At 67.2% G+C, this 26,477-nt stretch carries 25 protein-coding genes and 1 pseudogene; 7 read left to right on the top strand and 19 right to left on the bottom strand.

Features of this window, described 5'->3' with window-relative positions:
- Positions 1 to 230 precede the first annotated feature (230 nt).
- Positions 231 to 2,936: an ATP-dependent DNA helicase gene (locus L8F96_RS10340; RefSeq protein ID WP_334655949.1), complete on the top strand. Its 2,706-nt coding sequence runs from the start codon at positions 231 to 233 to the stop codon at positions 2,934 to 2,936.
- 12 nt (positions 2,937 to 2,948) lie between these two features.
- On the top strand, positions 2,949 to 3,488 hold the full coding sequence (locus tag L8F96_RS10335; RefSeq protein ID WP_334655948.1) for a SixA phosphatase family protein: 540 nt from the start codon (positions 2,949 to 2,951) through the stop codon (positions 3,486 to 3,488).
- A 34-nt stretch (positions 3,489 to 3,522) separates the two neighbouring features.
- Here the strand turns inward: L8F96_RS10335 and L8F96_RS10330 are convergent, their stop codons facing one another.
- From L8F96_RS10330 to L8F96_RS10300, 7 genes are all read right to left on the bottom strand, one after another.
- The gene (locus tag L8F96_RS10330) at positions 3,523 to 5,184 is read right to left on the bottom strand and encodes an ATP-binding protein (RefSeq protein ID WP_334655947.1); all 1,662 of its coding nucleotides are present in this window, start codon (positions 5,182 to 5,184) and stop codon (positions 3,523 to 3,525) included.
- 92 nt (positions 5,185 to 5,276) lie between these two features.
- Positions 5,277 to 6,035, bottom strand: a complete 759-nt coding sequence (locus L8F96_RS10325; RefSeq protein ID WP_046409023.1) for a TIGR02186 family protein — start codon at positions 6,033 to 6,035, stop codon at positions 5,277 to 5,279.
- Positions 6,032 to 6,946, bottom strand: a complete 915-nt coding sequence (locus L8F96_RS10320) for a sulfite exporter TauE/SafE family protein (protein WP_334655946.1) — start codon at positions 6,944 to 6,946, stop codon at positions 6,032 to 6,034. Before L8F96_RS10320 ends, L8F96_RS10325 begins: the two co-directional genes overlap by 4 nt.
- Before the next feature lie 46 nt (positions 6,947 to 6,992).
- Positions 6,993 to 8,174 (bottom strand): hypothetical protein, encoded by a 1,182-nt coding sequence (locus tag L8F96_RS10315; protein WP_334655945.1) that lies wholly within the window; start codon positions 8,172 to 8,174, stop codon positions 6,993 to 6,995.
- The gene (locus tag L8F96_RS10310) at positions 8,171 to 9,541 is read right to left on the bottom strand and encodes a glycosyl transferase family protein (protein ID WP_334655944.1); all 1,371 of its coding nucleotides are present in this window, start codon (positions 9,539 to 9,541) and stop codon (positions 8,171 to 8,173) included. Before L8F96_RS10310 ends, L8F96_RS10315 begins: the two co-directional genes overlap by 4 nt.
- 298 nt (positions 9,542 to 9,839) lie before the next feature.
- Positions 9,840 to 10,346, bottom strand: a complete 507-nt coding sequence (locus L8F96_RS10305; RefSeq protein WP_125946171.1) for an RcnB family protein — start codon at positions 10,344 to 10,346, stop codon at positions 9,840 to 9,842.
- A gap of 163 nt (positions 10,347 to 10,509) precedes the next feature.
- Complete coding sequence (locus L8F96_RS10300; protein ID WP_046409019.1) at positions 10,510 to 10,965, bottom strand: outer membrane protein assembly factor BamE; 456 nt, start codon at positions 10,963 to 10,965, stop codon at positions 10,510 to 10,512.
- A 109-nt stretch (positions 10,966 to 11,074) separates the two neighbouring features.
- On the opposite strand from L8F96_RS10300, the gene L8F96_RS10295 reads away from it, so the two are divergent.
- Both L8F96_RS10295 and L8F96_RS10290 read left to right on the top strand, forming a co-directional pair.
- Entirely contained in the window at positions 11,075 to 11,593 is a 519-nt protein-coding gene (locus L8F96_RS10295) for a ubiquinol-cytochrome C chaperone family protein (RefSeq protein ID WP_241212690.1), read from the top strand.
- Positions 11,590 to 12,111 carry a YceD family protein gene (locus tag L8F96_RS10290; protein WP_046409017.1) on the top strand — a complete coding sequence of 174 codons (522 nt, stop codon included), beginning with the start codon at positions 11,590 to 11,592 and terminating at the stop codon, positions 12,109 to 12,111. Before L8F96_RS10295 ends, L8F96_RS10290 begins: the two co-directional genes overlap by 4 nt.
- 48 nt (positions 12,112 to 12,159) lie before the next feature.
- Here L8F96_RS10290 and L8F96_RS10285 read toward each other — a convergent pair whose 3' ends face one another.
- On the bottom strand, positions 12,160 to 13,824 hold the full coding sequence (locus L8F96_RS10285; RefSeq protein ID WP_334655943.1) for a thiamine pyrophosphate-binding protein: 1,665 nt from the start codon (positions 13,822 to 13,824) through the stop codon (positions 12,160 to 12,162).
- Positions 13,825 to 13,990: 166 nt separating this feature from the next.
- On the opposite strand from L8F96_RS10285, the gene L8F96_RS10280 reads away from it, so the two are divergent.
- Positions 13,991 to 14,911 (top strand): SMP-30/gluconolactonase/LRE family protein, encoded by a 921-nt coding sequence (locus L8F96_RS10280; RefSeq protein ID WP_334655942.1) that lies wholly within the window; start codon positions 13,991 to 13,993, stop codon positions 14,909 to 14,911.
- A gap of 39 nt (positions 14,912 to 14,950) precedes the next feature.
- Here the strand turns inward: L8F96_RS10280 and L8F96_RS10275 are convergent, their stop codons facing one another.
- Positions 14,951 to 16,258 carry a sensor histidine kinase gene (locus tag L8F96_RS10275; protein WP_417158971.1) on the bottom strand — a complete coding sequence of 436 codons (1,308 nt, stop codon included), beginning with the start codon at positions 16,256 to 16,258 and terminating at the stop codon, positions 14,951 to 14,953.
- A 111-nt stretch (positions 16,259 to 16,369) separates the two neighbouring features.
- Between L8F96_RS10275 and L8F96_RS10270 the strand changes: the two genes are divergently transcribed.
- Complete coding sequence (locus L8F96_RS10270) at positions 16,370 to 16,627, top strand: hypothetical protein (RefSeq protein ID WP_125946167.1); 258 nt, start codon at positions 16,370 to 16,372, stop codon at positions 16,625 to 16,627.
- Here L8F96_RS10270 and L8F96_RS10265 read toward each other — a convergent pair.
- The 10 genes from L8F96_RS10265 to gltX all read right to left on the bottom strand — a co-directional run bounded on the left by L8F96_RS10265 (position 16,600) and on the right by gltX (position 25,303).
- Complete coding sequence (locus L8F96_RS10265; protein WP_046409012.1) at positions 16,600 to 17,265, bottom strand: response regulator transcription factor; 666 nt, start codon at positions 17,263 to 17,265, stop codon at positions 16,600 to 16,602. The genes L8F96_RS10270 and L8F96_RS10265 overlap by 28 nt on opposite strands.
- Before the next feature lie 61 nt (positions 17,266 to 17,326).
- Positions 17,327 to 17,623, bottom strand: coding sequence for a hypothetical protein (locus L8F96_RS10260; protein WP_052742516.1), 297 nt, complete (start codon positions 17,621 to 17,623; stop codon positions 17,327 to 17,329).
- A 134-nt stretch (positions 17,624 to 17,757) separates the two neighbouring features.
- Positions 17,758 to 19,131: a cytochrome P450 gene (locus L8F96_RS10255; protein WP_046409010.1), complete on the bottom strand. Its 1,374-nt coding sequence runs from the start codon at positions 19,129 to 19,131 to the stop codon at positions 17,758 to 17,760.
- A gap of 131 nt (positions 19,132 to 19,262) precedes the next feature.
- Positions 19,263 to 20,144, bottom strand: a complete 882-nt coding sequence (locus L8F96_RS10250) for a bestrophin family protein (RefSeq protein WP_334655941.1) — start codon at positions 20,142 to 20,144, stop codon at positions 19,263 to 19,265.
- A gap of 119 nt (positions 20,145 to 20,263) precedes the next feature.
- Positions 20,264 to 20,683 carry a 6,7-dimethyl-8-ribityllumazine synthase gene (gene ribH / locus L8F96_RS10245; protein ID WP_046409008.1) on the bottom strand — a complete coding sequence of 140 codons (420 nt, stop codon included), beginning with the start codon at positions 20,681 to 20,683 and terminating at the stop codon, positions 20,264 to 20,266.
- A 154-nt stretch (positions 20,684 to 20,837) separates the two neighbouring features.
- Positions 20,838 to 22,028 (bottom strand): 3,4-dihydroxy-2-butanone-4-phosphate synthase, encoded by a 1,191-nt coding sequence (gene ribB, locus L8F96_RS10240; protein ID WP_334655940.1) that lies wholly within the window; start codon positions 22,026 to 22,028, stop codon positions 20,838 to 20,840.
- Positions 21,973 to 22,587: a riboflavin synthase gene (locus L8F96_RS10235; protein WP_046409005.1), complete on the bottom strand. Its 615-nt coding sequence runs from the start codon at positions 22,585 to 22,587 to the stop codon at positions 21,973 to 21,975. The genes ribB and L8F96_RS10235 overlap by 56 nt, the downstream gene beginning before the upstream one ends.
- On the bottom strand, positions 22,569 to 23,528 hold the full coding sequence (ribD, locus tag L8F96_RS10230; protein WP_417158970.1) for a bifunctional diaminohydroxyphosphoribosylaminopyrimidine deaminase/5-amino-6-(5-phosphoribosylamino)uracil reductase RibD: 960 nt from the start codon (positions 23,526 to 23,528) through the stop codon (positions 22,569 to 22,571). Before ribD ends, L8F96_RS10235 begins: the two co-directional genes overlap by 19 nt.
- Before the next feature lie 32 nt (positions 23,529 to 23,560).
- Entirely contained in the window at positions 23,561 to 23,908 is a 348-nt protein-coding gene (locus tag L8F96_RS10225; RefSeq protein ID WP_136450410.1) for a hypothetical protein, read from the bottom strand.
- A gap of 48 nt (positions 23,909 to 23,956) precedes the next feature.
- Positions 23,957 to 25,303, bottom strand: coding sequence for a glutamate--tRNA ligase (gene gltX / locus L8F96_RS10220; protein ID WP_334655939.1), 1,347 nt, complete (start codon positions 25,301 to 25,303; stop codon positions 23,957 to 23,959).
- A 112-nt stretch (positions 25,304 to 25,415) separates the two neighbouring features.
- Between gltX and L8F96_RS10215 the strand changes: the two are divergent.
- Positions 25,416 to 26,349 (top strand): annotated as a pseudogene (locus L8F96_RS10215) (ribose-phosphate pyrophosphokinase).
- Positions 26,350 to 26,477 lie beyond the last annotated feature (128 nt).

Here is a 26,477-nt window from a genome sequence, read left to right as displayed (position 1 = left end):
AAACAGGCAGCCTTAAGCACAGCGGCGGTCGGGAATCCAGCCTTGATAGGTCGTGTGTGCCGATCAACCGACGAGAGCACAGCCTCACTGATGCTAAACGTTCGCAATAGCGGAATTGCGATCAGGCAAGGGTGCTGTGGCGATGATCAGCATCGATCCGGCGAGGCGCGCGGCAACCCGCCGACGAAGAACACTGGAACAGGTTTTCCGTTTGTTCTAACGCTGGCGGCGTGATCGCTCTTCCCTATCCGGCGCTGCACGCGAGCCATACGGGCATCTGGATCGCGAGCGACGACGGCGTGCGCGGCGTGTCGCGCGGCGAGGCGATCCGTGCCGCCGCCGATACGCCGATGATCGTGATGAACGCGCCGCTGGTCGGGCAGCGGCTGGGCTATGCCGATCTGTCGGGTCTCGACATCCTAGAGCTGTTCGCCTTTCTGCGGCCGGCACGCTTCATGGTGCCGACGCCTAAGGGACTGGCGACCGTCACCGGCCTCGACGTCCCGGCGAGCGACAGCGACATCGCGCCCTTCCTGCGCACTGCCGCCCTGCGGCTGCTGGAAATAACCGATGGCGACTGGCCCGAGCGGGAAGGCGCCTGGGCGGCGGCGCAGACACTGGCGCGGCTGCGCTGGTCCTGGGGACCGCTGCTCGCCAGCCGCTTGCGCAAGCCGGCGCGGGACGAACCCTGGCTCTTCTCGCGGCTGCCGGAATGGGAGGAAAGCGCACCGCGCCCTGCGCCCCGTGCGATCAGCCTGGACGCCGATGCGACTCAGCGCACGCTGACGACGCTGGTCGGCGCCGCCGCCGAACCGCGCCAGGGCCAGCGTGATTTCGCCGCCGCGGCGGCGCACGCCTTCTCACCGCGCGTGGGGCGCGACAGCCCCAATCTGGTGCTGGCGGAGGCCGGCACCGGGATCGGCAAGACCCTGGGCTATCTGGCGCCGGCCAGCCTCTGGTCACGCACTGCCGGCGGCGCTGTGTGGGTGTCCACCTATACCAAGGCGCTGCAACGGCAGCTCGGCCACGAAACGCAGCGCGTCTATCCCGATGAGGCGGAGCGTCGCGCGCGGGTCGTCACGCGCAAGGGGCGGGAGAATTATCTCTGCCTGCTCAATCTGGAGGATGCGCTGCAGGGCGGCTTCGCCGGGCGCGCGGCGGTGCTGGCGCAACTGGTCGCGCGCTGGGCCGCCTATACCGCCGATGGCGACATGATGGGCGGCGACCTTCCCGGCTGGCTGACCACCCTGTTCCGGCGCAACGGCTCGGTCGCACTCACCGACCGGCGTGGTGAGTGCATCTACGCCGGCTGTCCGCATTATCGGAAATGCTTCATCGAGCGCGCCGCCCGCGCCTCCGCCGATGCCGACATCGTGATCGCCAACCATGCGCTGGTGATGGTCAATGCGGCGCGCGGGCGCGAAACGGCCACACGCCCCAGCCGCTATGTGTTCGATGAGGGGCATCACCTGTTCGATGCCGCGGATTCGATGTTCGCCACCGCGCTCACCGGCCAAGAGACGATCGAGCTGCGCCGCTGGATCATCGGCCCCGAGGCCGGCAGCCGCGGACGCCGACGGGGCCTGGCCGCGCGCCTCTCCGATGTCGCCAGCTACGATGAGGCAGGCGCACAGGCGATGGCCGACGCGGTGAAGGCCGCGCATGGCCTTGCCGCCGACGGCTGGCTGCAACGCATCATTGAGGGCGCGCCGTTCGGCCCGATCGAGGCGCTGCTGGCCAGCGTACGGGCGCTCACCTTCGCCCGCGCAGAGGGCCCCGATGACGCGGGCTATGGGCTCGAAACCGAACTGGCCGAACCCTCGCCCGAGCTGATCGAGGCCGCCGCCCATGCCGCGGAGGCACTCGATGCGCTCTACCGCCCCCTCGTCGTGCTCGGAAAGCGGCTGGAGGCGGTGCTGAACGATGCGCCCGACTGGCTCGACGGCCAGGCCCGCGCCCGGGTGGAGGGCGCCATCGCCTCGCTCGGCTGGCGCGCGGAAAGTGTTTCGGCGTGGCTCGCCCTCATCGCCCGCGTCGGCGCGCCGGCCAGCCCCGACTTCGTCGACTGGCTCGCCGTCGACCGGGTCGAGGGGCGCGAATATGACATCGGGCTTCACCGCCGCTGGCTCGACCCCACCCGCCCCTTTGCCGAGATCGTGCTGAAGCCGGCGCATGGCGCGCTGGTCACCTCCGCCACGCTGACCGCCGGCGGCACGTGGGAAACGGCGGAGGCCCGCGTCGGCGCGCCGCATCTCACCGGCGCGGCGGCACGGTTCGAGGCGGCGAGCCCGTTCGATTATGCCGGCAACGCCGAAGTCATCATCGTCACCGATGTGAAGCGCGGCGACGTACCGGCGCTCAGCAACGCTTACGCCCGGCTGATCGAGGCGGCGGGCGGCGGGACGCTGGGGCTGTTCACCGCGATCCGCCGGCTGCGCGGCGTGCATGCGCGGATTGCCGACCGGCTCGCCCGCGCTGGCCATCCGCTCCTCGCGCAACATGTCGATCCGATCGACACCGGCACGCTCGTCGACATCTTCCGCGATGATCCGCACGCCTCGCTGCTGGGCACCGACGCGCTGCGCGACGGCGTCGACGTGCCCGGCCATTCGCTGCGCATGGTGGTGATGGAGGGCGTTCCCTGGCCCAAGCCCACCGTGCTCCACGCCGCGCGCCGGCTGGCGGGCGGCGGCAGCGCCTATGACGACCGCATCGTGCGCGCTCGTCTGGCGCAGGCGTTCGGCCGGCTGATCCGTTCCCGCGATGATCGGGGCGTCTTCGTGCTGCTGTCGGCGGCGACGCCGTCGCGGCTGCTCGACTCCTTCCCCCCCGGTGTCCCGATTTCGCGCGTCCCGCTCGACGAGGCGGTGGCGCGAGTCGCATCGCGGCTTTCCTCGCGCGCCGGCTTGGGGCATGAGGCGGCTCCCGCGGCCTAACGGAGACGAGCCTTGAAGACGCTGACGCTGTTGCGCCACGCCAAATCGGGCTGGGACGATCCGGTGACGCGTGATTTCGATCGCCCGCTCAACGACAAGGGGCGCAAGGCCGCGCGCGTCATGGGGCGCCAGCTGCGCACACTAGGCGAAGAGTTCGACCGCATCCTCGCCTCGCCCGCGCGCCGCGTCGTGGAAACCATCGCCGAAGTCGCAGTGGGCTATGAGGCGCCGATCGAACCGGTGTGGGACAAACGGCTCTACCTCGCCTCGGCGGCCACCCTGCTCGAGATTGCGCGCGAGGCGCCAGACGATTGCAACCGCCTGCTGATGATCGGGCACAATCCGGGGCTGGAGGATTTCGCGCTGCTCCTCGCCGGCGACGGCACGCCCGAGCTGATGTCGGCGCTGGACGAGAAATACCCGACGGCGACGCTGGCGCAGATCACCTTCGACGTTGATCGCTGGGCCGATGTCGTACGCGGCGGCGGTACGCTCACGCGTTTCATCCGCCCGCGTGACCTCGACCCGACGCTCGGCCCCGACGACCATTAAGCCTGGGCTGACGCCGCGCCGTCAGCACCCGGGCCTAACGGCCCTGCGCGCGCCACTTCTGGATCGTGCGCTCGATGATCTCGCTCTCATGGCCGACATCGCGCCACAGGCGGGAGAAGACCGGATCGGCCGACGCCGGCCGTTTCCCTTCCTCCAGCCGGTCGAACCGCACCCGGATCGGGATCGCCACGCCCTCCCCGCTGATGATGCATTCCTGATTGCGCAGCGCGGGGATCGAATCGAGGAAACCGCGCGCGCCTTCGGGCATCGCCGCGCGCACGAACGACTGATCCCGATCGTTGTTTAGGCGCATGGCCACGATCGTGCCGCACTGCGACAGCACCCCCTCCGCCAGGTCCGACGGCCGCTGCGTGATCAGCCCCAGCGACACGCCGTATTTGCGCCCTTCCTTGGCGATCCGGCTCAGGATCCGGCCGACGGAGGACCCGTCCTCATCGCGCGGGATATAGCGGTGCGCCTCCTCGCAGATCAGCAGGATCGGGCGCTGCGGCTCGTTGCGTGACCAGATCGCAAAGTCGAACACCATCCGGCTCAGCACCGCGACGACCACCGACGTGATCTCGCTTGGCACGCCCGAGACGTCGATGATCGAGATCGGCTTGCCATCACCCGGCAGGCGGAACACCCGCTGGATGAAGCTGCTCATCGTGTCCGCGACCAGCATGCCGGAGAACATGAAGCCATAGCGCGGATCGGCCTTGATCTCGTCAATCTTGCTCTTCAGCCGAAGATAGGGTGCCGTGTTGGACGCCTTGTCCATCTTCCCCATCTCATGCTGGATGAGGGTGGTGAGGTCGCTCAGCAGATAGGGCACCGGCGCATCGACGGTCAGCTTGGGGATTTCGGCCCCGACCCGGCTCTTGGCGCGCGCGGCGAGCAGGCATTTGGCAAGGATGTCGGCATCCACCTGCCGCTCGGCGCCCTCGGTGGTCAGGAACACCTCGCAATGTTCCTCGAAGTTCATCAGCCAGTACGGCATCTGAAGGTTCGACACATCGTAGATCGCGCCATTGTGGCGGAACGCGGCGGCATATTCGCCGTGCGGGTCGACCATCACGATATGGCCCTGCGGCGCCATTTCGCAGATCCGGTGGAGGATCAGCGCGGCGGCCGTCGACTTGCCGGTGCCGGTCGAACCCAGCAGCGCGAAATGCTTGCCGAGCATGGCATCGACATACAGCGCGCCGCGCACGTCGCTGGTCGGATAGACGTTGCCGACCTCGATATGCGCGCGTCCTTCCGCGGCATAGACCTGGCGAAGATCGTCGGAGGAGATCGGGTAAACATCCGCGCCGGGTGTGGGATAGCGCGTCACGCCGCGGCGGAACTGGTACAATTTGCCAGTCAGCTTCTCCTCATCTCCCTCGCCGAGGAAGTCGACGGCGGCAACGATGCGGCCGGTCTCGTAATCGTCGAGCCGCAGGGTGCGAACATTGGCGATCAGCCAATTGTGCCCCACCCGCACCTTGATCTGCCCGCCGACCTGCCCGCCACTGGCAACCACCGGATCGGCATGGGCGCCAAGCGCCGCCAGCGCCGCCGGATCGAACACCACCTGGCTCGATGCGCCGCCGATCTCGGTGACGAAGCCGATCGGGTCCAGGCCGGCCGGCGCGCACGCCCCCGCCGCGGCAATCGCCGCGTCGAACACGTGACGTGCAGGTAGTTCACTCATGCGGCATTTCCACGCCTTTTCCCATCCGGGCGGGTCTACGGAACAAGGGTAAACAGAGCGTGAGCGATATATTGCGGCGCGGCGCCAGCCACTTACACCCGCTGAGCGATCCGCCCCGCGCCCCAGCCTAGCAGAACCGACAGCGCCACCGCCGCCAGCCCATAGACAAAGGCATGGCGATCCGCGGCGCGCGCAACGAACCGCTCGAACCCGGTCTTCTCCACTGTGATGTCGCGCACCGCCGCGGCCAGCACCTTGCCGTCGCGGATCAAAAAGGTCTCAGCGGTGAATTGTCCCACCGGCACGCGCGCCGGAATCCTGACGCGCGTGCGGTACAACACGCCCTCGGTGATCTCCACCGCGCCGGGCGCCTCGTAATACAGGCCCGCGCGGCGACGCAGGTCGACCAGCCCGCGCGCGAACCGGTCCTGCACCGGCGGCGGCGCGGAGGATGCCGGCGATAATTGCAGGCTGTCGAGCCCCAGTTCGTAGATCGCGCGCGTGCGATCATCGACGATCTGGCTGACGGGGCGGGACGAGGCGACCGCGTAGAAGCTCGGCGCCGAGCGATACCGCAGCGCCTCCGCATTGACCCACACGCCGGCAAGCTTCTCCTTCTCGCGCACGGTGATCGATTGCACCGGGCCCTTCACCACCACCACCAGGTCGGTGGGATGCTTGTCGTCGGGCAGCCGGCCGCCCGGATAGAGGATGGCACCGAACAGCAGCAATTCTGCGCCGGTGAAGCTGTAGGCGATACGGATCTCTCGCTGCGACACGTCGGGTACCAGCACCGGCTTGGCCTGCGCCATCAGCAGCGGCGCGGCCAGGATCAGCGCGGCGCGCTTCACAGCAGCTCGACCGAATAGATCTCGTCCGGCCGCCAGCCGAGACCGATCGCGATTCGGCCCGCCACCAGCAACACCATCAGCGCCAGCGCAAGGCGCAAATATTCGGGCCGCGCACGGGCCGCGAAATGTGCACCGACCTGCGCGCCGACCACCGATCCGACCAGCAGCAGGCCAGCGAGCACGATGTCAACCGCCTTGGTCGTCATGGCATGGACCATGGTAGCGGCGGCGGTGACGAACAGGATCTGGAACAGCGACGTGCCCACTACGACCTGAGTCGCCATGCCGAGGAGGTAGATCATTGCCGGCACCAGCACGAAACCGCCGCCGACGCCCAGCAGGATGGTGAGGATGCCGGTCCCGAACCCCAGCAACAGGGGGGCGAGCGGCGAAATATACAGGCCCGAACGGTAGAAACGCATGCGGAACGGCAGCGACGCGACCAGCGGATGGTGCCGCCGCCGGCGCGCCGGTGCCGCGCGCCGGCCCCGGCTGACGGCGATCGCCTCCAGCGATTCCTTCAGCATCAGCCCGCCGATGGAAACGAGCAGCAGGACATAGGTGATGGCGATGGCGGTATCGATCTGCCCGCTCGCTTGCAGCAGGCGGAACAGCCAGGCGCCGAACAGCGATCCCAATATGCCCCCGACGACCATCACGCCGCCCATCTGCACGTCCACGCCGCCGCGCCGGAAATAGGCCGACACGCCCGACACGCTCGCCCCCGTCACCTGGCTCGCGGCAGAGGCGGCGGCAACGGTCGGCGGGATGCCGTAGACGATCAGCAACGGCGTGGTGAGGAAACCGCCGCCAACCCCGAACATGCCCGATAGCAGACCCACACCCGCGCCCAGCGCGATGATCACGAGCGCGTTGACCGACAGGTTCGCGATCGGGAGGTACAGATCCATGCCACCGTCGATATGCCGATCGGCCGCGGCGGGGAAGCGCCAGCGGTCAGAAATCGGTGCCGATGGTCAGTGCCGGACCGGAATGCGGCGTTGCGCGGCCCGCCAGCCGCTGCCGCCATTCGAGCGACAACCGCAACGATCGGCCCGCGACGGGCAAAGCGGTCGACAGCCACGGCCCGGCGTCGACGCGAGACGCCCCGCGCTGCGCCGCACCCCATGCACCCAGCCCCAGGTCGATCCGCGCCGGGCCCAGCCGCGCCAGCGGGTAGCTGATCCGCATCGCCCCATCGACATAGCCCTCGATCCCGTCGCGCGCGATCCCGCCGCCCTGCGCATAGCCGTCCAGCATCAGCCACGAAGTCAGCGGCAACGGGCCAAAGCCGCCGACCAGCCCCAGCGCCGGGCCGCCCCGTGCGCGATCGATCCCGATGCGCTGCTCGGCGACGACATGCACCGGCAGCGACGTCGGCCGCCAGTCGAGCCCAATCGCGGCCTCGCTCTGCCGGCTTTCCAGCGCCCCCGAAAACCGCCCGGCAATCGACAGTCGCCGCGCGGCATCGATGGCATAGGTCAGCCGCGCCCCCGCCTGACTTCCGCCAAGCTGCGGGACGAACGGCGCCGCATCGCCCGGCCGCAAGATCGCCCAGGCGCTGCCGCCAAATCGCGACGGGCCCTGCGCCGCCGGCAACGGCGCGCCGGCCGCGACGCTGGCTTGGCTCGCGGGCGGCGGGACGGCATGGGTGGAGTGACCTCCCGGACTAGGCGGCACCAATCTTGGCCGCTCCCACTCTCCCGCCGCGGGCGACGATTGCCGCGGCAGATCGTATGAAAAAGCGAGCGTTTCGACCGCCCTGACCCGCATGTCGGCCGACGGCACGTAGCGCGGCCGGACCTCGTTCGCCGGCGTCAATCGCACCGGGGCGCCCGCACCCGGCATGTCGGGCAGCGCGCGCGACGTCGCCGCGACCGACATGGCCGGGGGCGACGCCACAATGACTCGCGCCGGTTCGGCCGGTGGCCGGGCCGCCACCTCCTGCGGTCGCGCAAACGGCGCCGCGATGATCGCCAGGATGCGCGGCGCCATCGCCGGCTCTGCCCTGGCCGCCACCGCCCGGGTTTCGGCCGCGAGTGCAACGTCACCAGGCCACAATTGCAATGCCCGCAGCCCGATCCACAGCCCCAGCAGGCCGACCAGAAAGCGCAGCGGGCGCCCGGTCCGGGCCGTCATGCCGGCAGCTCCTCAGGGAAGACATGCACGGTCTTGTCCCAACGCGGGGGCGACCCGCTCAGCATGCGCACATATTGGGCGGCGGCGCGAATCGCGGCGAGCATCGATATGACGTTGCCGACAATCGCCCGCGGCACCGCCCACAGCGCCTCGTGCCAGTCATAGGCCCGGCCGGTGGAGGCCACGCGCCAGCCGAGCCGCCAGATCAGCAACAGGAGATTGACGGTGAGCAGCAGGCGCATACCCTCGCTGATATCCAGCACCGGCAAGCCAAGGACGGTATGCGCCAGTGCCGCCGCGCCCCAGCCCACGATCGCCAGATAGGCGGCGGCCAGGACGATCACCGCCAGCGGGCCACGCCGGTCGCGCATCCGCATCCAGTGATCGGCAAGGTGCGGCACGCGCGCCCAGCCGATCCGATCCCAGCCGGCGAGCGCGATGCCGGTCATCCACCGACCCTTCTGGCGAACCGCCGCCTCCACCGTCGCCGGGAAGAAGGCGCGCACCGCGACCAGCCGTCCCGCCCAGTCCTCGACCCGCGCAAAGAACGGCCGGTAGCCAAGCGCCGTCGCGCGCAGCCCCAACTCATAATCCTCGGTCAGGCTGTCCTCATCGAACGGCGCCCCATAAGCGTCTTCCATCGCTGCCAGCACCGCGACCGAGATGGCGCAGCCCACGCCGGACAGCGGCAACCCCGCCCCCAATGCCGCGCGCAGCGCCATGTGGCGGCCATGCGATTCGGCAAACTCGTCGGCATAATGGCCCGACACCAGCCGGGCGCGGCGATCGACCAGCGGCAGCACCGGGATCTGCACCAGCTGGTATCGGCTGATCAGCGCGTCGAACACCATCAGCTCCAGCGGATGAACCACGTCCTCCGCATCGTGCAGCACCACCGCCAGCGTCATCTCGCCGTCGACCGCATCGTCATGCCGCAGCGCGCGCCACATTTCGTTGAGATTGTCCGCCTTGGTCGTCGGCCCTGCCCGCGTTGCGATGACCAGCCGCACGCGCGAATCCTGCGCCGCCAGTTCGGCGACGATGCCGCTGGTCACAGGATCGTTGGGGTAGCAGCCGACGTAGATGCGGAAACACGGATGGTCGAACCGGGCGAGCGCGGTGCGCAGCATCGGCCCGATCACCGCCCCCTCGTCCCATGCCGGGACGAACACCGCCAGTCGACGCGCATCTTCCGGATGCGGCAGATTGGCGAGCGAGCGACGCGTCGATCCGTAACGCAGCCGGTGGTACATCCACACCACGTCGACCAACAGATCATCCACGCCGCCGATCAGAAAACCGACAGCTGCAAACAATGTAAGCTCGCGCACTGTTGCGTCGAGCCACCAGAGTGCGATTTCTCCCATCGCAAGCCGACCCCCCGATACGGCCGGCCAAGACTGTGCGATTATTTGCGCATAAGCAACAAAAAGCCGTTCGACCCCTATTGGATCAAGTATTCGCCGGGTATTTCAAAAATCGCAGGCATCAACAGAACCAATCCGGGACATGCGCGTTCCCTCGCTTAGTCCCAACCCCCTTTCGGGACTAGTGCCGGATCCCAAGCCAGGCACCGGCCGCGCTTGCGGCGTAGCTTGCGGCGCGGCCGCTCCGGGTCACGAGAACGGGACGGGCCGGGCGATCAAACGCCCGGCCCGCTTCGCGTCACCAGTAAAAGTTCCGGATCACGTCCAGCACGGTACCACGCCGGTAATCGACCAGAAGGACGTCGTTGTAATGGCGTACCCAGCGCGTATTGGGGCGGGCCGGCGGCAGGCGATAACGCCATGGATCGTTGATCCAGTAACGCTGCGCATAATAGCTGGGCGCAATCCGCGCGCCCGGCCGCCACTGATTGTAGCGGAACGGCGCGCGCCACTGCCCACGGGCGTAGAGCGCACGATTCTGGTTGCGATAGCCGCGCCAGTCGTCGCGGGCCCAGCGGCGGTCGCGATCACGCAGGTCTTCACGATATTCGCGCCGTGCCTCGCGCAAGTCCTGCCGGGCCTCGCGCACGTCGCGCCGGTCGCCCCGGCGCTGCGCCTCATACAGGTCCCGGCGCTGTTCCCGGATATCCTGCCGGTCGCGGCGCAACTCCCCCGGCGACTGTGCAGCGGCCACAGCGGGGGCGATGGTCGCCGCCATCATCAGCGAAACGATCAACTTACGCATGATCAGACACCTCCATTCGTCTGGCCGGCATTCCCGCGGAATGCCCTGCCGTAATCGAAGGTATCGGCCCCCGCCGCTGAACCGCCGGAGAATGCGCCAGTCAGCAGATAGAAAGCTGCGCCGCGAAAAGGCCCCGGCGCCGGAAGGCCGGAAGCCGAAAGACTCAGCGGCCGCCCGGCCCCGCACCCGCGCCGGCGGCGCCGACCGTGCCGATGTTGCCGAACAGGTCGGCGAAGAAGCCGCGATCACGGCCCAGCGTCGGGGTGGTCTTCTTGGTCGGGCTGATCGACGCGACCTGCTCGACACCCGACTTGCGGATCGCGCTGACGTTGCCGTTCTGATCAAAGCTGATCTGGACGGTCACCTGCTCCTTGGGCTTGGGCGTATTGAACGCATAATTCCGGCTGTCGCGCGAAATGTAATACCAGTCGCCCTGGTTGAACTGGCTGGCGAAGCTCGGCTGGCCCAGCGTCGCCAGTACCGACTGCCGGTTGTCCACGCCGGGCTGCACCGAATTGAGCAGGTCCGCATCGACGACATAGCCCTGATGCGAGCGCAGGGGCGCACAGGCCGACGCGGTCACCGCGATGGCGGCAGCGATCAGGAGGGGAAAACGCATGGCTACTCCGCAAAAGGCCTTGGGGCATGCGACGCGCCGTTGCGCCGTCGGCCATTCCCCTCAATATGCCTCCACGACACTTGACACAAGCACGACAGGCACGACGATCTTGGCTCTTCTTCAACGGTTTCGACGGCGCAATCGCGATGCGGCGGCCCCGCTCTATGCGGCGGTGGTGGCAAAGGCGCGCGAACCGCATTGGTATCTCGATGGCGGCGCGCCCGATACGCTCGACGGGCGGTTCGACATGGTGGCCGCGGTTCTCGCCATGGTGATGCTGCGGATCGAGGCAGAACCGCCGGGCGACCTTGCCGCCGCCACGCTCTCGACCGACCTGACCGAGCGATTCGTCGACGACATGGACGCGCAGGTGCGGCAGATCGGCTTTGGCGATATCGTCGTCGGCAAGCATGTCGGGCGCATGATGGGGATGCTGGGTGGCCGGCTCGGCACCTACCGTGAGGGGATCGCCGCCGGCGACCTTACCGACGGGCTGATCCGCAACCTGTGGCGCGGCGAGGCACCCGGCGAATCGCAGGCGCGCTATGTCAGCGACCAGTTGCAGGCACTGCATGCCGCGCTCGCCACCATTCCCCTATCCGCGCTGCGCGAAGGCCGACTGGCATGACCCCCGAATTCTCCCATCCCGTCCGCATCGACATGATCGGCGAAGGCGCGCGGACCGAAACCATCGCCGCTGACGAGACGCAGCGCGCCGCGCTCGCGCGCCGGTTCAACCTGATCGGGATCAAGCGCCTGGAGGGCAGCTTCACCGTGCAGCGCGTCGCCGGCGGGATCGCCGTGTCTGGGAAGGTGCAGGCGGAGGCGACCCAGCGCTGCTCGATCACCGATGAGCCGCTGCCCGCGCGGATCGCCGAAACCGTCGACCTTCGCTTCGTCGAGGATTCGGCCGCCGGCGAGGAAGTGGAGCTCGACGACGACGGGATCGACGTCCTCCCGCTGGAGGGCGGCGCGATCGACCTTGGCGAGGTCGCGGCGGAAACGCTCGCCCTTGCGCTCGATCCCTTTCCGCGCGGCCCCAATGCCGAAGCGGCGCTGCGCGAGGCCGGAATCCTGGGCGAGGACGAAGCCGGTCCGTTCGGCGCGCTCGCCGGGCTCAAGGACAAGCTGGCGGGAAAGAAATAACGTTGCGAACAGGCGAGCGGTATCGACCGCCCGCCGTTGTCGCAGGTTTCAGCGTTTCGCCGCGCTGCGGATCGCGCTCAGCGTGGTCCCGGCGGTGATGAACTCGACGTCGGTTTTCAGGTGCAGCAACCTGACGCCGCCCTGCCCGACGGCACGTTCCAGCGCGCCGGCGAAGTCGGCCGTCCGCTCCACCGTCTCCGCCCAGGCGCCATAGGCCCGCGCCAGCGCTGCGAAGTCGGGATTGTGCAGTCGGGTCGCCGACAACCGGCCGGGAAACTCACGCTCCTGATGCATGCGGATCGTGCCATAAGCGCCATTGTCGACGATGATGACCAGCAACTCACAATCGTGCTGGACGGCGGTCGCCAGTTCCTGCCCGTTCATCAGGAAATCGCCATCTCCCGCCACGGCAACCACGGTGCGATCCGGGCGGCGGCGCGACGCCGCCACGGCGGCCGGAACGCCATAGCCCATGGCTCCGGCGGTCGGCGCCAGCTGAGTCCCCGGCCCGGCATAGGGCCAATAGCGGTGCCACCAGCCGGAAAAGTTGCCCGCGCCGTTGCAGATGATGGTGTCCGCCGGCAGCTGCTCGCGCATCGCCAGCACGCACTGCCCCAGGTCCAGCGTCACGCCCTCGCGCTCGCGCGGCGTCGACCAGGCGCGATAATCGTCGTGCGCCTCCAGATCGTGCGCGCGTGCCGGACCGTCGACCAGCGCCAGCGCCTCGGCGAACTCCGCCATGGTCGCGCAGATCGCGAGGTCCGTGCAATAAGTGCTGCCAAGCTCGGACGGATCGGGGTGAACATGCACCATCCGCTGGCCGGGATGTTCCGGGGAGATCAGCGTATAGCCGTCGGTCGTCGCTTCCCCCAGCCGCGCGCCGATCACCAGCAGCAGGTCGGCGTCCTTCACGCGTTCGACCAGCAGCGGGTTGGGGCCATAGCCCAGGTTGCCGGCATAGGCCGGGCAGTCGTTGGGCACCGCATCCTGTCGGCGGAAAGCGGCGACCAGCGGCACGCCGGTCCGGTCGGCCCAGGCGGCAATGTCCTGCCCCGCCGCCGCATCCCATCCTGCGCCGCCGATGATCGCCAAAGGTCGCTCCGCCGTGGCCAGCAGATCGGCAAGCTGCTCCATCGCATCGGGATCGGGCGCCTGCCCGATCCGCTCGACGCGCGGGCGATCCACCGCCACCACTTCGTCAAGCAGCATGTCCTCCGGCAGCGCGATCACCACCGCGCCCGGCCGCCCGTTCATCGCCACGCTATAGGCGCGCGCGACATATTCCGGGATGCGCCGCGCATCGTCGATCCGCGCCGCCCATTTGGCAATCGGGCTGAACATCGCGGCGAAATCGATCTCCTGAAACGCCTCGCGGTCGCGCATGCCGCGGTCGACGTCGCCGATGAACAGGATCATCGGCTGTGAATCCTGCATCGCGACATGGACGCCGATCGACGCGTTGGTGGCGCCCGGCCCGCGCGTGACGAACGCAATGCCCGGCCGATGGGTCAGCGCGCCGTCGGCGCAGGCCATGAACGTCACGCCGCCTTCCTGCCGGCACGTCACCACATCGATCTGCGGCACGTCGACCAGCGCGTCGAGCACGGCAAGGAAACTTTCGCCCGGCACCGTGAAGATGCGATCGCAGCCCTGCGCTGCCAGTTGATCCACCAGGATGCGGCCGCCGGTGCGGGTCGTCTCGGGTTCGCTCATGCGACGATCCCTACCCCGGCCTCTGCACCTCCGCCACTATATTGGTAGCAATGTGGCCATAACGGCGCTGCCTGACTTGCTGCCCGCCGAATGCCACCGAAGCGGCTTGCTAAGCCGATCGCCTTAGACAATTCTCCCGCGCAACAAGAAAAGAGCGGAGAGGATCATGGCGAACTTCGAACTGGTGACCGACGGGCTGCGTTTTCCCGAAGGGCCAGTCTTCATGCCGGACGGCAGCATCGCGCTGGTGGAGATCGAGCCGGGGCGAATCACCAGGGTGACGCCCGATGGATCGAAGGAGACGATCGCCGAGCCTGGCGGCGGTCCCAATGGCCTCGCGCTCGGCCCCGACGGCATGCTCTATTGCTGCAACAACGGCGGGTTCGACTGGCACGAAAACAACGGCATGCTCGCTCCCGGCGGCATTGCCTCCAATTATTCGGGCGGCCGGATCGAGCGGATCGACCCTGCAACCGGCACGGTCGAGGTGCTGTACAAGTCGGGCGATTTCGGCTGCGTCCTGCGCGGCCCCAACGACCTCGTGTTCGATAATCACGGCGGCTTCTGGTTCACCGATCACGGCAAGATGGATCACGCCAAGCGGATCCATGATGTCGTTGGCATCTTCTATGCGAAGGCCGACGGCAGCCATCTCGAGGAAGTCGTCTTCCCGTCCAACAATCCCAACGGTTGCGGCCTCTCACCCGACGGCCAATGGCTCTACGCCGCGGAAACCTACACCTGCCGGCTGATGAAATTCCGCGTCACCGCGCCGGGCAAGGTCGATACCGCGGCCGGCGTCGGCGGTGCCGGCATCCCGGTCTACCGCCCCGCGGGGTGGAAATTCTTCGATTCGCTCGCGGTGGAGGCGTCGGGCAACGTCTGCGTCGCGACGATCGGCGAAAGCGGGATCAGCGTCGTCTCGCCCGACGGCGACCTCGTTGAATTCGTCGCCACAGACGACATCTTCACCACCAACATCTGCTTCGGCGGTGATGACATGCGTGATGCCTATCTCACGCTGTCGGGCACCGGCCGGCTGGTGAAGACCCGCTGGAACCGCCCCGGCCTGAAGCTCGCCTATTGATCGCGAACGGGCGCCTTCCGCCACGGCGGACGGTGCCCGTCAGGTCGCCAGCGGCAGTCGCAGCCGCACCAGCAGCCCGCCCAGGTCCTCGCTCTCCTCCAGGCTGACGGTCCCTTCGTAGATCTCCGCCACGTCGCGCACGATGGCGAGGCCAAGCCCCGTACCCGGCTTGCCCGTGTCCAGCCTGACGCCGCGGTCGAAGATGCGGATGCGGTCCGCCTCCGGTATGCCCATGCCGTCATCCTCGACCAGGATCTCGACGAACCCGGCCTGCGCGCCCACCGTCACGAACACGCTGCCGCCGCCATATTTGGCGGCATTCTCGACCAGATTGCCCATGATCTCGTCCAGATCCTGGCGCTCGATATGCGCGACCAGGTCCTTCGGCCCATCCATGTCGATCCGCACATGCGGATAGAGCCGCCGCACCGCACGCTCGACCGATTCGACGCTCGGCCACACCTCCGCCCGGCTGTGCGCCGATCCGCGCCGCCCGACCGCACGCGCCCGCGCGAGATGGTGGTCGACCTGCCGCCGCATCGTCCGCGCCTCGCGCACCACCGTGTCGGCCAGATCGTCCGACTGCGCGGTCGCCGCGTTCATGATCACCGTCAGCGGCGTCTTCAGCGCATGGGCAAGGTTCCCGGCATGGCGCCGCGCTTCCTCCGCCTGCGTTTCGTTATGCGCCACCAGCGCATTCAGCTCCTCGACCAGCGGCGCCACCTCGACCGGCAGCGGCCCGGCGATGCGGTTGGTCCGCCCGCCCCGCATCCGCGCAATCTCCAGCCGCAGCTTGCGCAGCGGCAACAGCCCGTAAAAGGTCTGCAGCGCCGCCAGCACGATCAGCCCCAGCCCCAGCAGCAGGAAACTGCGCACCAGCGTCCGGCGCAGCGCCCCGATCTGCGCGTCGAGCCCGTCGCGATTGTGCGCCACCTGGAACCGCCAGCGCACGTCCGATCCCGGCAGCTTCACGTCACGCTCGACGACCCGCAGCTTTTCGGTGCCGAATTGGTCGCTGTCATAGATGTGCACCGCGCGGTCGTCGTGCGGTTGGCCATATTGCAGCTGGCGATCCCACAAGGATCGGGAGGGAAACGCCTCGCGCCCCTTTGCCGACACTTGCCAGTACACGCCGGAATAAGGCTCGAGGAAGCGCTGGTCGGCGGGCTCGCGATTGAACATCACCTCGCCCTCCGGCCCGATCTCGGCCGAGACGAGCAGTGAGCGCAGCACATATTCGAGCTGGTCGTCGAAATTCTGCGTCACCGCCGCAGTCAGCACCCGGTCCAGCGCGAAGCCGCCACCCGCCAGCAATACCGCGATCCACACCGCGGCAATGACGATCATCCGCCGGGTCAGCGACCCCGTGCTGGCGAAGCGCCCGTCCGCACTCGTTTCGTCGCGCGCCGGAACCATGCCGGTGCCCTGTTGTTCACTCGCGGAGAAAGGAGACGAAGTATGTCGCGTACCTTTCCGGTCCTCGCGATCGCGTCGCTCGGCGCGCTCATCACCAGCCTGGTCGCGGGCTTCCTGCTCGCGTCCTGGGTCTTCACCGGCATCGTTCCCGCTCATGCCGCGCCGCCGGTCATCGCCGCGCTGGATTCGCAGGCCGTGCCGGGGACCAACAGCTGGCACGAGGCGGGATATGAACGCATCGGACTATGGGAACAGCCGCAGGCCGCCGACCTTTACGCCGCCGGATCTTCCAGACTGTAACCCAGTCCCCGGATCGTGGTGATCACGTCCTGGCCCAGCTTCTTGCGGATGCGCGTCACGAACACTTCGATGGTGTTCGAATCCCGATCGAAATCCTGATCGTAGATATGCTCGATCAACTCGGTGCGGCTCACCACCTTGCCCTTGTGATGGAGCAGGTAGGACAAAAGCTTATATTCCTGCGCGGTCAGCTTCACCGGCTCGCCGGCGCGCGTCACCTTGCCGCTACGCGTGTCGAGCCGGACGTCGCCCGCGTTCAGCTCTGAGGAGGCATTGCCCGATGCGCGCCGGATCAGCGCGCGCAGGCGGGCGATCAGCTCTTCGGACTGGAACGGCTTGGCGACATAATCGTCCGCGCCTGCGTCCAGCCCGGCGACCTTGTCGGACCAGCTGTCGCGCGCGGTCAGCACCAGCACGGGCATCACCTTGCCCTCCTTGCGCCAGCGATCGAGCACGGTCAGCCCGTCGATCTCCGGCAGGCCAAGGTCCAGCACGACGGCATCGTAATTCTCGGTCGAGCCGAGGAAATGCCCTTCCTCGCCGTCCGTCGCCAGATCGATGGCATAGCCCGCTCCTTCCAGCGTGCTCTTGAGCTGCTGGCCGAGATTGGGTTCATCCTCAACGATCAGGACGCGCATGGACTACCTCTTGTCACCAAAGGTCGTGGTTAGCATTGCGGTGGCGCGCGTCAACGATCGCTCACCGACCCGTGCGGCCGATGACCTGACCCGAGCGACCATCGACATCCACCCAGATCACCGTGCCATCGCGCAGGAACTTCAGCGTGTAGACCGCGCTCGGCATCTCGAAATCGAAACCGATATATTGCGCGTCCTTCATCGTCGGGACGACGCGTCGCTCGATTTCCTTGATCGGCAGGATGCGCCCTTCGCGCAGCGCGCGCCACGCGGCCACGCCGTCGCGCTGCTGCTCGGCCGGCTGCGCCATCGTGGCGGCGGGCAAGAGTGACAGGGCAAGGGCGGCGAACATCCTCATGCCTCGTTGCATAGCGGGATCGGATTGAACACCTTGTGAATAGCCCCGCAATGGGACGCAGCGCATCCTTCCCCGGGTCACGGACGCCGGCCGCCGCTGCGGCAACCGGCGTCGCTGAGGTCACCGGCTCGCGATCAGAGCGGCACGAAGCGTACCGGCAGGCCGTCCTTGGGCTGTGGGATCGGGAAGATTTGCCAGTCGCTGCCCGACCCCGGTTCCAGCTCGATGCGATAGCGGCTCAGCAGCTGGGCCATCAGGATCCGGATCTGCATCGTCGCGAAATGCAGCCCGATGCACATGTGCGCCCCGCCGCCGAACGGCACCCAGGCAAAGCGATGCCGCCCCTTCGACCGTTCGGGAGAGAAGCGCTCGGGATCGAACGTCTCGGGATTGGGCCAATGCTCCGGCATCATATGGGTATAGGCGGTGTTCACCCCGACATGCGTGCCGGCCGGAATGTGATAGCCGCCAAAGGTGAAGTCGCGCATCGCGCGGCGCGGGATGGACGGCACCGGCGGCACCATCCGCAGCGCTTCCTTGAACGCCCATTCGGTCTCGACCAGCCGGTCGAGCTGCTCATAGGGCACGCCGCCGTCGTTGCTGCCCAGCGACTGGACCTCGGCACGCAGCCGGTCCTGCCATTCGACATGACGCCCCAGCAGCATGACGAGGCTGGTGGCGGACGAGGTGATCGTGTCGTGCGCCGCCATCATCAGGAAGTTCATGTGATCGACGATCGCCTCGTCGGACAGCAGGGCACCGCTTTCGTCGGTTGCGCGGCAGAATTGCGAGAAGAAATCCTGCCCCTGCTGCTCCCCCGCGCGCCGGCGCGGGATCTCGCGGGTGAAGTAATCGACCAGATATTCGCGCGCCTTCACGCCCTTGCGCATCGAGGTGCCGGGCAGCGGCTTGCGGATCGGCGATACCGACGCCTGCACCTCGTCGACGAAGGCCTGGTTGATCCGCGATGCCTCGGGGCCCAGCGGCACGCCAAGGAAACTGGTTGCCGCCAGGTCGAGGCTCAGCGCCTTGATCGCGCGATAGAATGGCATCGGGCGATTGCCCCAGCTGCTCACCTGCGCCGCGATCCCGGCATTCAGCTCGGCGGCATAATGGCGCATCGGCTCCGGCTTGAACGCTACTGACAATGCCTTGCGGTCGGCGCGATGCTTCTCGAAATCCATCAGCATCAGGCCGCGCGGGAAGACGAGGTTCAGGATCGGGCCCCAGCCCTGTTCGGAGGAGAAATTCTTCTCCTTGTCGAACAGCACCAGCTCGTTCGCTTCCGGCCCCAGCAAGACCACGCCGTCGCCCCCAAACGTTCGGTTGCGATAGACCGGGCCGTACTTGGCCACCATCCTGTTGGTGAAGCCCAGCGGGTCCTTCAGCACCCTGAAGGTATTGCCGACGAACGGCAGCCCGCGGCTTCCGGGAATGTCCTTCAGCGCCGATGGAGGATTAGCCGGCAGCCAGTGCGGATTGGCGGCGAGCGTGTGCGCATAGGCCATGGTGGCAATCTCTCTCCCGATCTTACTTACACGAGTATAAGTAAGATATTATCGGGACGCCAGACCCCATGGCGTTGCGCGCGACCTATCCCGCAGCACGTTGAAAATACTGCCTTTTGCCGGCCATTCTGTCACCACAACACGCCGTCCACCGGCTGCAACGGCGTTGGCGCTTCGTCGCCGATCGATTGCAGCAGGTCGATCTCGATCGTCCGGCACATACCCGTCAGCGGGACATCGTGGATCGTGTTGGCGAACGGGTCGACCAGGTCATCGCCGATCTGCAGCGCGGCGAGGAACATCAGCCCGGCGACGGTCGACCCGACCGGCGTCGCGATGCCCAGCGTCTCCACCAGCCCGATCGGCAGCAGGACGCAGAACAATCGCGTGAAGAACGTGGGGAAGAAGCGATATTGGTTGGGCAAGGGCGTGTTCTTGATCCGCTCCATGCCGCCCTGCGCGTTGGAGATGTCGACGAACAATTGCTCGAAATGCGCCTGCTGGATGGTGTCGATCCAGCCCCTCTGCCGCGCATCGTCCAGCCGTCGTGAGGATCCGTCGAGGATGCCGTTGGCGACGTTCGCCCGCTGCAAGGCAGGCTCCGCCTCGCCGCGCGACAGGAAGCGCAGCACCTCGGCGTCGGCCGACTGACGGCGCAACTGGCACCGCAAAGCATTCACATAAGCGACGTGGCGCAGCACGATCGTGCGCTTCAGGTCCAGTGCCTCTTCGGGCAGCAGGTTGCGCGCCGTGCGGGCCAGGCTGCGCGATGCGTTGATCATCAGCCCCCACAGGCCGCGCCCTTCCCACCAGCGCTGATAGGCGGAGTTCGTGCGGAAGCCGAGGAACAGCGCCAGCGCCGAACCGAAGATGGTCAGCGGCAGCGATGGCGCGGTGAACGGATAATAGAAATAGACTGCCGTGACGATGCAGTCCCACACGAACAAGGCCGCGAGGGGTCGCCACACTTCGCCAACGATGTTGCCGAAGCGTGGAGTGGAAGAAACTATCATAAGGGAAGCAGCGGCTCGCTTGTGGATCGGATGATCCATACGCGCGATCGCTGCTTCAGGTCCGTGACGAACCTTTTCCGCAGGCGGGCGCCCGCCCGCGCTTACTTAGGTGAGCAGGATCAGGCGAAGCGCTGCTGCAACTCGAGCATGGCGATCGCCGCCTGCGCCGCGCCGCCGCCCTTGTCGAGCTGCGCCGGATCCGCGCGGCGGATCGCCTGTTCCTCATTCTCGGTGGTGAGGATGCCGTTACCGATCGGGATGCCGTCCATGGTCAGCGCCATGATGCCGCGCGCGCTCTCGTTAGATACGATCTCGAAGTGATAGGTTTCGCCGCGGATCACGACGCCCAGCGCGACAAAGGCGTCATAGCGCCCGCTCTCCGCCGCCATCGCGATCGCGCCCGGCACTTCCAGCGCGCCCGGCACGGTCACCACCTCGGCGCTATGCCCCGCCGCCTCGATCGCCGCGCGCGCGCCCGCGATCAGCATGTCGTTCAGATGATCGTAGAAACGCGCTTCCACGATGAGGACGCTTGCCATGATCTCGCCTTTCTCCTCCCCGGCTCAGGGGAGCGCCGCCGGGGCGGCAAAAAAGGGGGCATTCCTTGTCCACGCCACCAGCCGGTGCCCCCTCCCGACTGGCGTTGCCGGCCGCTGCGCAAGCTGCTGGCCGAATATCTCCGTAAACAGGCCGTTATTCGCCGCCGGTACCCGGGATCGGCCGCTCGCCCACGATGGAAAGGCCATAGCCCTCCAGCCCGACGAGCGTGTGATGGGTGTTGGTCAGCAGGACCATTTCCTCGACGCCCAGCTCCGCCAGGATCTGCGCACCCACGCCATAGTCGCGCAATTCCTCGACTTCCGGCTCGCCGGCGCCCTTGCCCGCGGCACGCAGCTCCATGAAGCGCGTCACCACGCCCTTCATCGGGCGGTTGATCACCACGATCACGCCGGCGCCTTCCTCCGCGATCAGCTCCATCGACTTGGAAAGCAGCCCCGAGCGTTCGGAATTTTCGCCAAACATATCAACGAAGAAGCTCGCCGTGTGCATCCGCACCAGCGTCGGCTTGTCGGGGTCGATCTTGCCCTTCACCAGCGCGATCGTCTCGTCGCCGGTGGCCTTGTTGTGGAAGGTCACGGCCTTCCACTGGCCGCCCCAGCGCGAGTCAAAGGTCATCTCGGCCTTCTTCTCGACCAGATGGTCATAGCGCCGACGATAGGCGATCAGGTCGCGGATCGTGCCGATCTTGAGGTTGTGCAGCTGCGCGAAGGAGACGAGATCGTCCATCCGCGCCATCGTGCCGTCCTCGTTCATGATCTCGCAGATCACGCCCGAGGGGTTGAGGCCGGCCAGCCGCGACACGTCGACCGCCGCTTCGGTATGCCCCGCACGCACCAGCACGCCGCCATCACGCGCGACCAGCGGGAAGACGTGACCCGGCGTCACGATTTCTTCGCGGCTCTTCGACGAATCGATCGCCACCGCGATCGTCCGCGCACGATCGGCCGCGGAAATGCCCGTCGTCACCCCATCGCGCGCCTCGATCGAAACGGTGAAGGCGGTTTCGTGACGGGTGCCGTTGTGCCGGCTCATCAGGTCGAGGCCCAGCGCGTCGACACGCGACTTGGTCATCGCCAAGCAGATCAGGCCGCGGCCATGGCGTGCCATGAAGTTGATCTTTTCCGGCGTCGCCATCTGCGCGGGGATGACCAGATCACCCTCGTTTTCGCGATCCTCGTCATCGACCAGGATGAACATCCGGCCATTCTTGGCCTCGTCGATGATCTCTTCCGGGGTCGAGAGAAAGGCGTGGCGCAGGCGCGCGAGTTCAGCGGGCTTTTGCACGATAATGTTCCATCCGTTGGAGGTAGCGGGCGAGCACATCGATCTCGATGTTGACGGCGCTGCCCGGCGCCAGATCTGAAAGCGTCGTCACCGCCTGGGTATGCGGAATGATGTTGACCGCGAAGGTGGTCGCGCCGTCGGGGTCGTCCGTTACGTCGTTGACGGTCAGCGACACGCCGTCGACCGTAACCGACCCCTTGGTAGCGAGGAAGGGCGCAAGATCGCTTGAGACCCGGAAATCGACGCGCTTCGAATCGCCATCGGGCCGTACGCTGGTGACCTCGGCGATTCCGTCGACGTGGCCGGTGACGATATGACCACCAAGCTCATCGCCCAGCTTCATCGCGCGTTCGAGATTCAACCGACGCCCTTCGGACCATTGCCCCTGAGCGGTCCGCGTCAGAGTCTCGCCCGAAACGTCGAACGCGAGCCAGTCAGGCCCCTTGTCGACGACGGTGAGGCAAACGCCCGAACAGGCGACCGAAGCCCCCAGGTCAATCTCAAGCGTTTCATAGCTGGTGGCGACAACGACGCGCGTATCCCCGCGCGTCTCAACGCGCGTAATCTCTCCGACGTCGGTTATGATCCCGGTGAACATCGCACCCGCTCGTAGACCTCGAGCCGATCGCTGCCAAGCTGGCGTGAATCGATCATTGCCCATCGATCGTGCGCATCGGCCAAGGCGCCCAACCCGATGTCGCCCAACGCATGCCTGCCGTCGCCGATCAGGATCGGGGCGCGATACAGCAGCAGGCGATCGACCAGATCCGCCGCGAGGAAAGCGGAGGCGACCCCAGCGCCCCCCTCCACAAGCAGACGATCGGCGGGAAGCCAGGCGATTTCCTCCGGGGCCGAGAGCTGAAGCACGTCATCACCCATGTCGTGGGTCGACAGGATCACGCGTTGCGGAGCGCGATTCTCCAGTCCCGGCAACCGCACGTCGAGCGCCGGGCGGTCGATCTCCCAGGTGCCTCGCCCTACCAGAATGGCCTCATGCCGGCTTCGTTCGAGATGCGCGTGCGCGCGCGCTTGCGGACCCGTGATCCAGCGGCTTTCGCCGTCAGCACGAGCGATGCATCCATCAAGCGAGGTCGCGAGCTTCAGCGTCACCTGCGGCCGGCCGAGGACGATTCGCGTGAGAAATCCGGCCAGCGTCGCGCGGGCCTCTCGCTCGCGCACACCAGATACAATCTGCACACCCGCCGCGGCGAGCCGCCCCAGCCCCTTGCCGTTGGTGCGCGGGTCAGGATCGGTCACCGCCGCGACCACGCGGTCTACACCGCTGGCGACCAGAAGGTCGGCGCAGGCGGGGCCGCGCGATGAGACATGGGCGCAGGGCTCCAGTGTCACATAAGCGGTCGCGCCCTTTGCCGCGCTTCCCGCCTCAGCGAGCGCCATCGCCTCCGCATGCGGCCGGCCGCCGGGCTGGGTCCAGCCGCGCCCGACAACAATGCCATCGCGCACCAGAATGCATCCGACGGAAGGATTGGGATGGGTGCGCCCCTGCCCGCGGCTGGCGAGCGCCAGCGCAGCCCCCATCCAGCGCTGGTCCGCGGACGACACGCCGGCGGTCAGAGCCCCCACTTCTTCATCTTGTCCTCAAGACGCTTGAAGGATGCCTGCCGCTCGGCCAGCGCCTTCTCGCGCTCCTCGATCTGCTTCTGCTTGATCGGGGCATCGATCGCCTGCTGCGCGCGAATCTCCGCGTCGCTGCGATCGAGTCGCCATTGCTGAACATAGATGATGTCCGGCTTGTAGACCTTCTCGACCTTCGAATCCTTGGCGAAGCCGATCAGCAGCAAGCCCGTCATAAAGACCGAGAGAAACAGGAAGAACAGTTCGTGCTTCTGCCGCTGATGCAGAAACAGGCGTAGGTCGCGCACCGCGCGAAACGGGCTTAGCCGGGCAAAGAACTGCATCCGCGCAACATAGGCGCACGCGGTCGCGACGGCCAGACCCCGATCCGATTACCCGCCGGACGCGGCGCGAAGTCGCGCGAGCGCCCGGTCGCGGCCGATCAACGGCAGCAGCGCCGCCATGTCCGGCCCGTGATCGCGACCGGTGAGCGCGCGCCGCAACGGCAGGAACAGCGCCTTGCCCTTGCGTCCTGTGCGCTCCTTCAGCCGCTGGGTCAGGCCGTGCCAAGGGTCGCCATCCCAGTCGATCGCCGCAGCTTCCTCGGCAGCCACGGCCAGATAGGCGCCATCGTCAGCCGACAGCGCCGGCGCCGGCGCCGTGACCGGCCCTTCAACCACGCCCCACCACTCGGCCGCTTCCGCCAGGGTCGAGAGGTTCGGCCGCACTGCTTCCCAGGCAACGGGCGTCATGGCACGCGGCAGGCGATCGCGCACCGCTTCGAATGGGAGCTGATGCACGATCCGCGCATTCAGCTGCATCAATTCCGCCTCGTCGAACCGCGCCGGCGCTCGGCCAAAGCGGGCGAAATCGAAAGCGGCAAGCAGCGGCTGCATGTCGACCGCGGGCTCGACCGGATCGCTGGTGCCCAGACGCGCCAGCAGCGCCCGGATCGCCTGCGGCTCCACCCCCGCCTCGCGAAGCTGATCGACGCCAAGGCTCCCCAGCCGCTTGGACAATTTGCCCTCGGCGCCGGTGAGCAGCGCGGCATGGGCAAAGGTCGGCGGGGTGCTGCCAAGCGCGGCAAACATCTGGATCTGCAAGGCGGTGTTGGCGACGTGGTCCTCGCCGCGCACCACATGCGTGATCCCCATGTCGACATCGTCAATCGCGGACGGCAGCATATACAGCCATGAACCATCGGCGCGGCGCACGATCGGGTCGCTCATCGTAGCGGGATCGAACCGCTGGTGACCGCGGATCATGTCGCCCCATTCGATCGGCGCGCCATGATCGAGCCGGAAGCGCCAGTGCGGCTTGATGCCCTCCGCCTCCAGCCGCGACCGATCCGCATCGCTCAGCGCCAGTGCCGCGCGATCATAGATGGGCGGCAGTCCGCGACCCAGCTGGATCTTCCGCTTGAGGTCCAGTTCCTGGCTGGTCTCATAGGCGGGGTAAATACGTCCGGCCGCGACCAGCGCATCGAAGCGCGCCTGATACAGATCGAAACGCGCCGATTGCCGCGCCTCGCCATCAGCCTCAAGGTCCAGCCACGCGAGGTCCTGGTGCAGCGCCTCGACGAACCGTTCTTCACTACGCTCCTGATCGGTATCGTCGATCCGCAGCATGAAGCGGCCGCCATGAGCACGCGCGAACATCCAGTTGTGCAGCGCCGTGCGGATGTTGCCGACGTGCAGCCGCCCGGTCGGTGACGGGGCAAAGCGGGTAACGATGGTCATGTCGGCGCCGGTACGCCCTGCGACGCGCGACGGCAAACGTCCTCTGAGTGCGTCGCACGATTGAAACATATGCCCGGCCCGCTAAGGGGGCGTCACGAAAGGGCGTGCTGACATGAAACTGATGACCGGCAACTCCAACCTGCCGCTGGCACGGGACATCGCCTCCTATCTGGAGCTCCCGTTGACCGAGGCTCTGGTGCGGCGATTCGCCGACGAGGAGATCTTCGTCGAGATCATGGAGAACGTCCGCGGTGAAGACGTTTTCCTGATCCAGTCGACCAGCTATCCGGTCAACGACAACCTCATGGAGTTGCTGATCTGCATCGATGCGCTGAAGCGCGCGTCGGCCAAGCGGATCACGGCGGTCCTTCCCTATTTCGGCTATGCGCGGCAGGACCGGAAGCCCGGCCCGCGCACGCCGATCTCGGCCAAGCTGGTCGCCAACCTGATCACCACGGCCGGCGCCGACCGCGTGCTCTCCGTCGACCTCCATGCCGGTCAGATCCAGGGCTTCTTCGACATCCCGACCGACAATCTGTTTGGCGCGCCGGTCATGTCCGCGGACATCCTGGCGCGCTTCGGGTCGAAGAACCTGATGGTCGTCTCCCCCGACGTGGGCGGCGTGGTGCGCGCGCGCGCTCGCCAAGCGGCTCGACAACGCACCGCTGGCGATCGTCGACAAGCGCCGCGAGCGCGCCGGCGAGTCGGAGGTGATGAACATCATCGGCGACGTGGAAGGGCGCTTCTGCATCCTGATCGACGATATCGTCGATTCCGCCGGCACGCTGTGCAACGCGGCCGCAGCGCTGCGTGAGGCGGGCGCCGAGGACGTCGTTGCCTATGTCACCCATGGCGTCCTCTCCGGCGGTGCCGTCGCCCGGGTCGAAGGGTCGGCGCTGCGCGAGCTGGTGATCACCGATTCGATCGGCAACCAGGAAGCCATCAGCCACGCCAAGCGTATCCGGCACCTGACGATTGCACCGCTCCTTGCGGAGGCGATCCGCCGTATCGCCGACGAGACCAGCGTCTCCTCGCTGTTCGACTGAGATCGCCGGGTGCATTCCTGACACCTCGCACCGCTGGTGACTACCGGCGGTGCGGTGGATCGGACGCATCGTAAATGGTAGGCAGGCGCCGCGAGCCATCCTTCTCGCCTGAACAGGGGAGCACGCCT

Source organism: Sphingomonas panaciterrae (genome assembly GCF_036890205.1).
In the GTDB taxonomy this organism is placed as follows: domain Bacteria; phylum Pseudomonadota; class Alphaproteobacteria; order Sphingomonadales; family Sphingomonadaceae; genus Sphingomonas; species Sphingomonas panaciterrae.
Note: the sequence above shows the minus strand (reverse complement) of the source record. Positions and strands in the feature narration are given on the sequence as shown.

What these genes read in the sequence shown, in the direction of transcription:
- L8F96_RS10300 (WP_046409019.1), bottom strand. Translation starts at nt 10,965, where the DNA reads ATGCGTTTTCCCCTCCTGATCGCTGCCGCCATCGCGGTGACCGCGTCG.
- L8F96_RS10235 (WP_046409005.1), bottom strand. Translation starts at nt 22,587, where the DNA reads ATGTTCACCGGGATCATAACCGACGTCGGAGAGATTACGCGCGTTGAG.
- L8F96_RS10250 (WP_334655941.1), bottom strand. Translation starts at nt 20,144, where the DNA reads ATGATAGTTTCTTCCACTCCACGCTTCGGCAACATCGTTGGCGAAGTG.
- L8F96_RS10280 (WP_334655942.1), top strand. Translation starts at nt 13,991, where the DNA reads ATGGCGAACTTCGAACTGGTGACCGACGGGCTGCGTTTTCCCGAAGGG.
- ribB (WP_334655940.1), bottom strand. Translation starts at nt 22,028, where the DNA reads ATGTGCTCGCCCGCTACCTCCAACGGATGGAACATTATCGTGCAAAAG.
- L8F96_RS10275 (WP_417158971.1), bottom strand. Translation starts at nt 16,258, where the DNA reads ATGATCGTCATTGCCGCGGTGTGGATCGCGGTATTGCTGGCGGGTGGC.
- L8F96_RS10315 (WP_334655945.1), bottom strand. Translation starts at nt 8,174, where the DNA reads ATGACGGCCCGGACCGGGCGCCCGCTGCGCTTTCTGGTCGGCCTGCTG.
- L8F96_RS10260 (WP_052742516.1), bottom strand. Translation starts at nt 17,623, where the DNA reads ATGAGGATGTTCGCCGCCCTTGCCCTGTCACTCTTGCCCGCCGCCACG.
- L8F96_RS10310 (WP_334655944.1), bottom strand. Translation starts at nt 9,541, where the DNA reads ATGGGAGAAATCGCACTCTGGTGGCTCGACGCAACAGTGCGCGAGCTT.
- L8F96_RS10305 (WP_125946171.1), bottom strand. Translation starts at nt 10,346, where the DNA reads ATGCGTAAGTTGATCGTTTCGCTGATGATGGCGGCGACCATCGCCCCC.
- L8F96_RS10330 (WP_334655947.1), bottom strand. Translation starts at nt 5,184, where the DNA reads ATGAGTGAACTACCTGCACGTCACGTGTTCGACGCGGCGATTGCCGCG.
- L8F96_RS10320 (WP_334655946.1), bottom strand. Translation starts at nt 6,946, where the DNA reads ATGGATCTGTACCTCCCGATCGCGAACCTGTCGGTCAACGCGCTCGTG.
- L8F96_RS10225 (WP_136450410.1), bottom strand. Translation starts at nt 23,908, where the DNA reads ATGCAGTTCTTTGCCCGGCTAAGCCCGTTTCGCGCGGTGCGCGACCTA.
- ribD (WP_417158970.1), bottom strand. Translation starts at nt 23,528, where the DNA reads ATGGGGGCTGCGCTGGCGCTCGCCAGCCGCGGGCAGGGGCGCACCCAT.
- L8F96_RS10285 (WP_334655943.1), bottom strand. Translation starts at nt 13,824, where the DNA reads ATGAGCGAACCCGAGACGACCCGCACCGGCGGCCGCATCCTGGTGGAT.
- L8F96_RS10290 (WP_046409017.1), top strand. Translation starts at nt 11,590, where the DNA reads ATGACCCCCGAATTCTCCCATCCCGTCCGCATCGACATGATCGGCGAA.
- L8F96_RS10265 (WP_046409012.1), bottom strand. Translation starts at nt 17,265, where the DNA reads ATGCGCGTCCTGATCGTTGAGGATGAACCCAATCTCGGCCAGCAGCTC.
- L8F96_RS10270 (WP_125946167.1), top strand. Translation starts at nt 16,370, where the DNA reads ATGTCGCGTACCTTTCCGGTCCTCGCGATCGCGTCGCTCGGCGCGCTC.
- ribH (WP_046409008.1), bottom strand. Translation starts at nt 20,683, where the DNA reads ATGGCAAGCGTCCTCATCGTGGAAGCGCGTTTCTACGATCATCTGAAC.
- gltX (WP_334655939.1), bottom strand. Translation starts at nt 25,303, where the DNA reads ATGACCATCGTTACCCGCTTTGCCCCGTCACCGACCGGGCGGCTGCAC.
- L8F96_RS10255 (WP_046409010.1), bottom strand. Translation starts at nt 19,131, where the DNA reads ATGGCCTATGCGCACACGCTCGCCGCCAATCCGCACTGGCTGCCGGCT.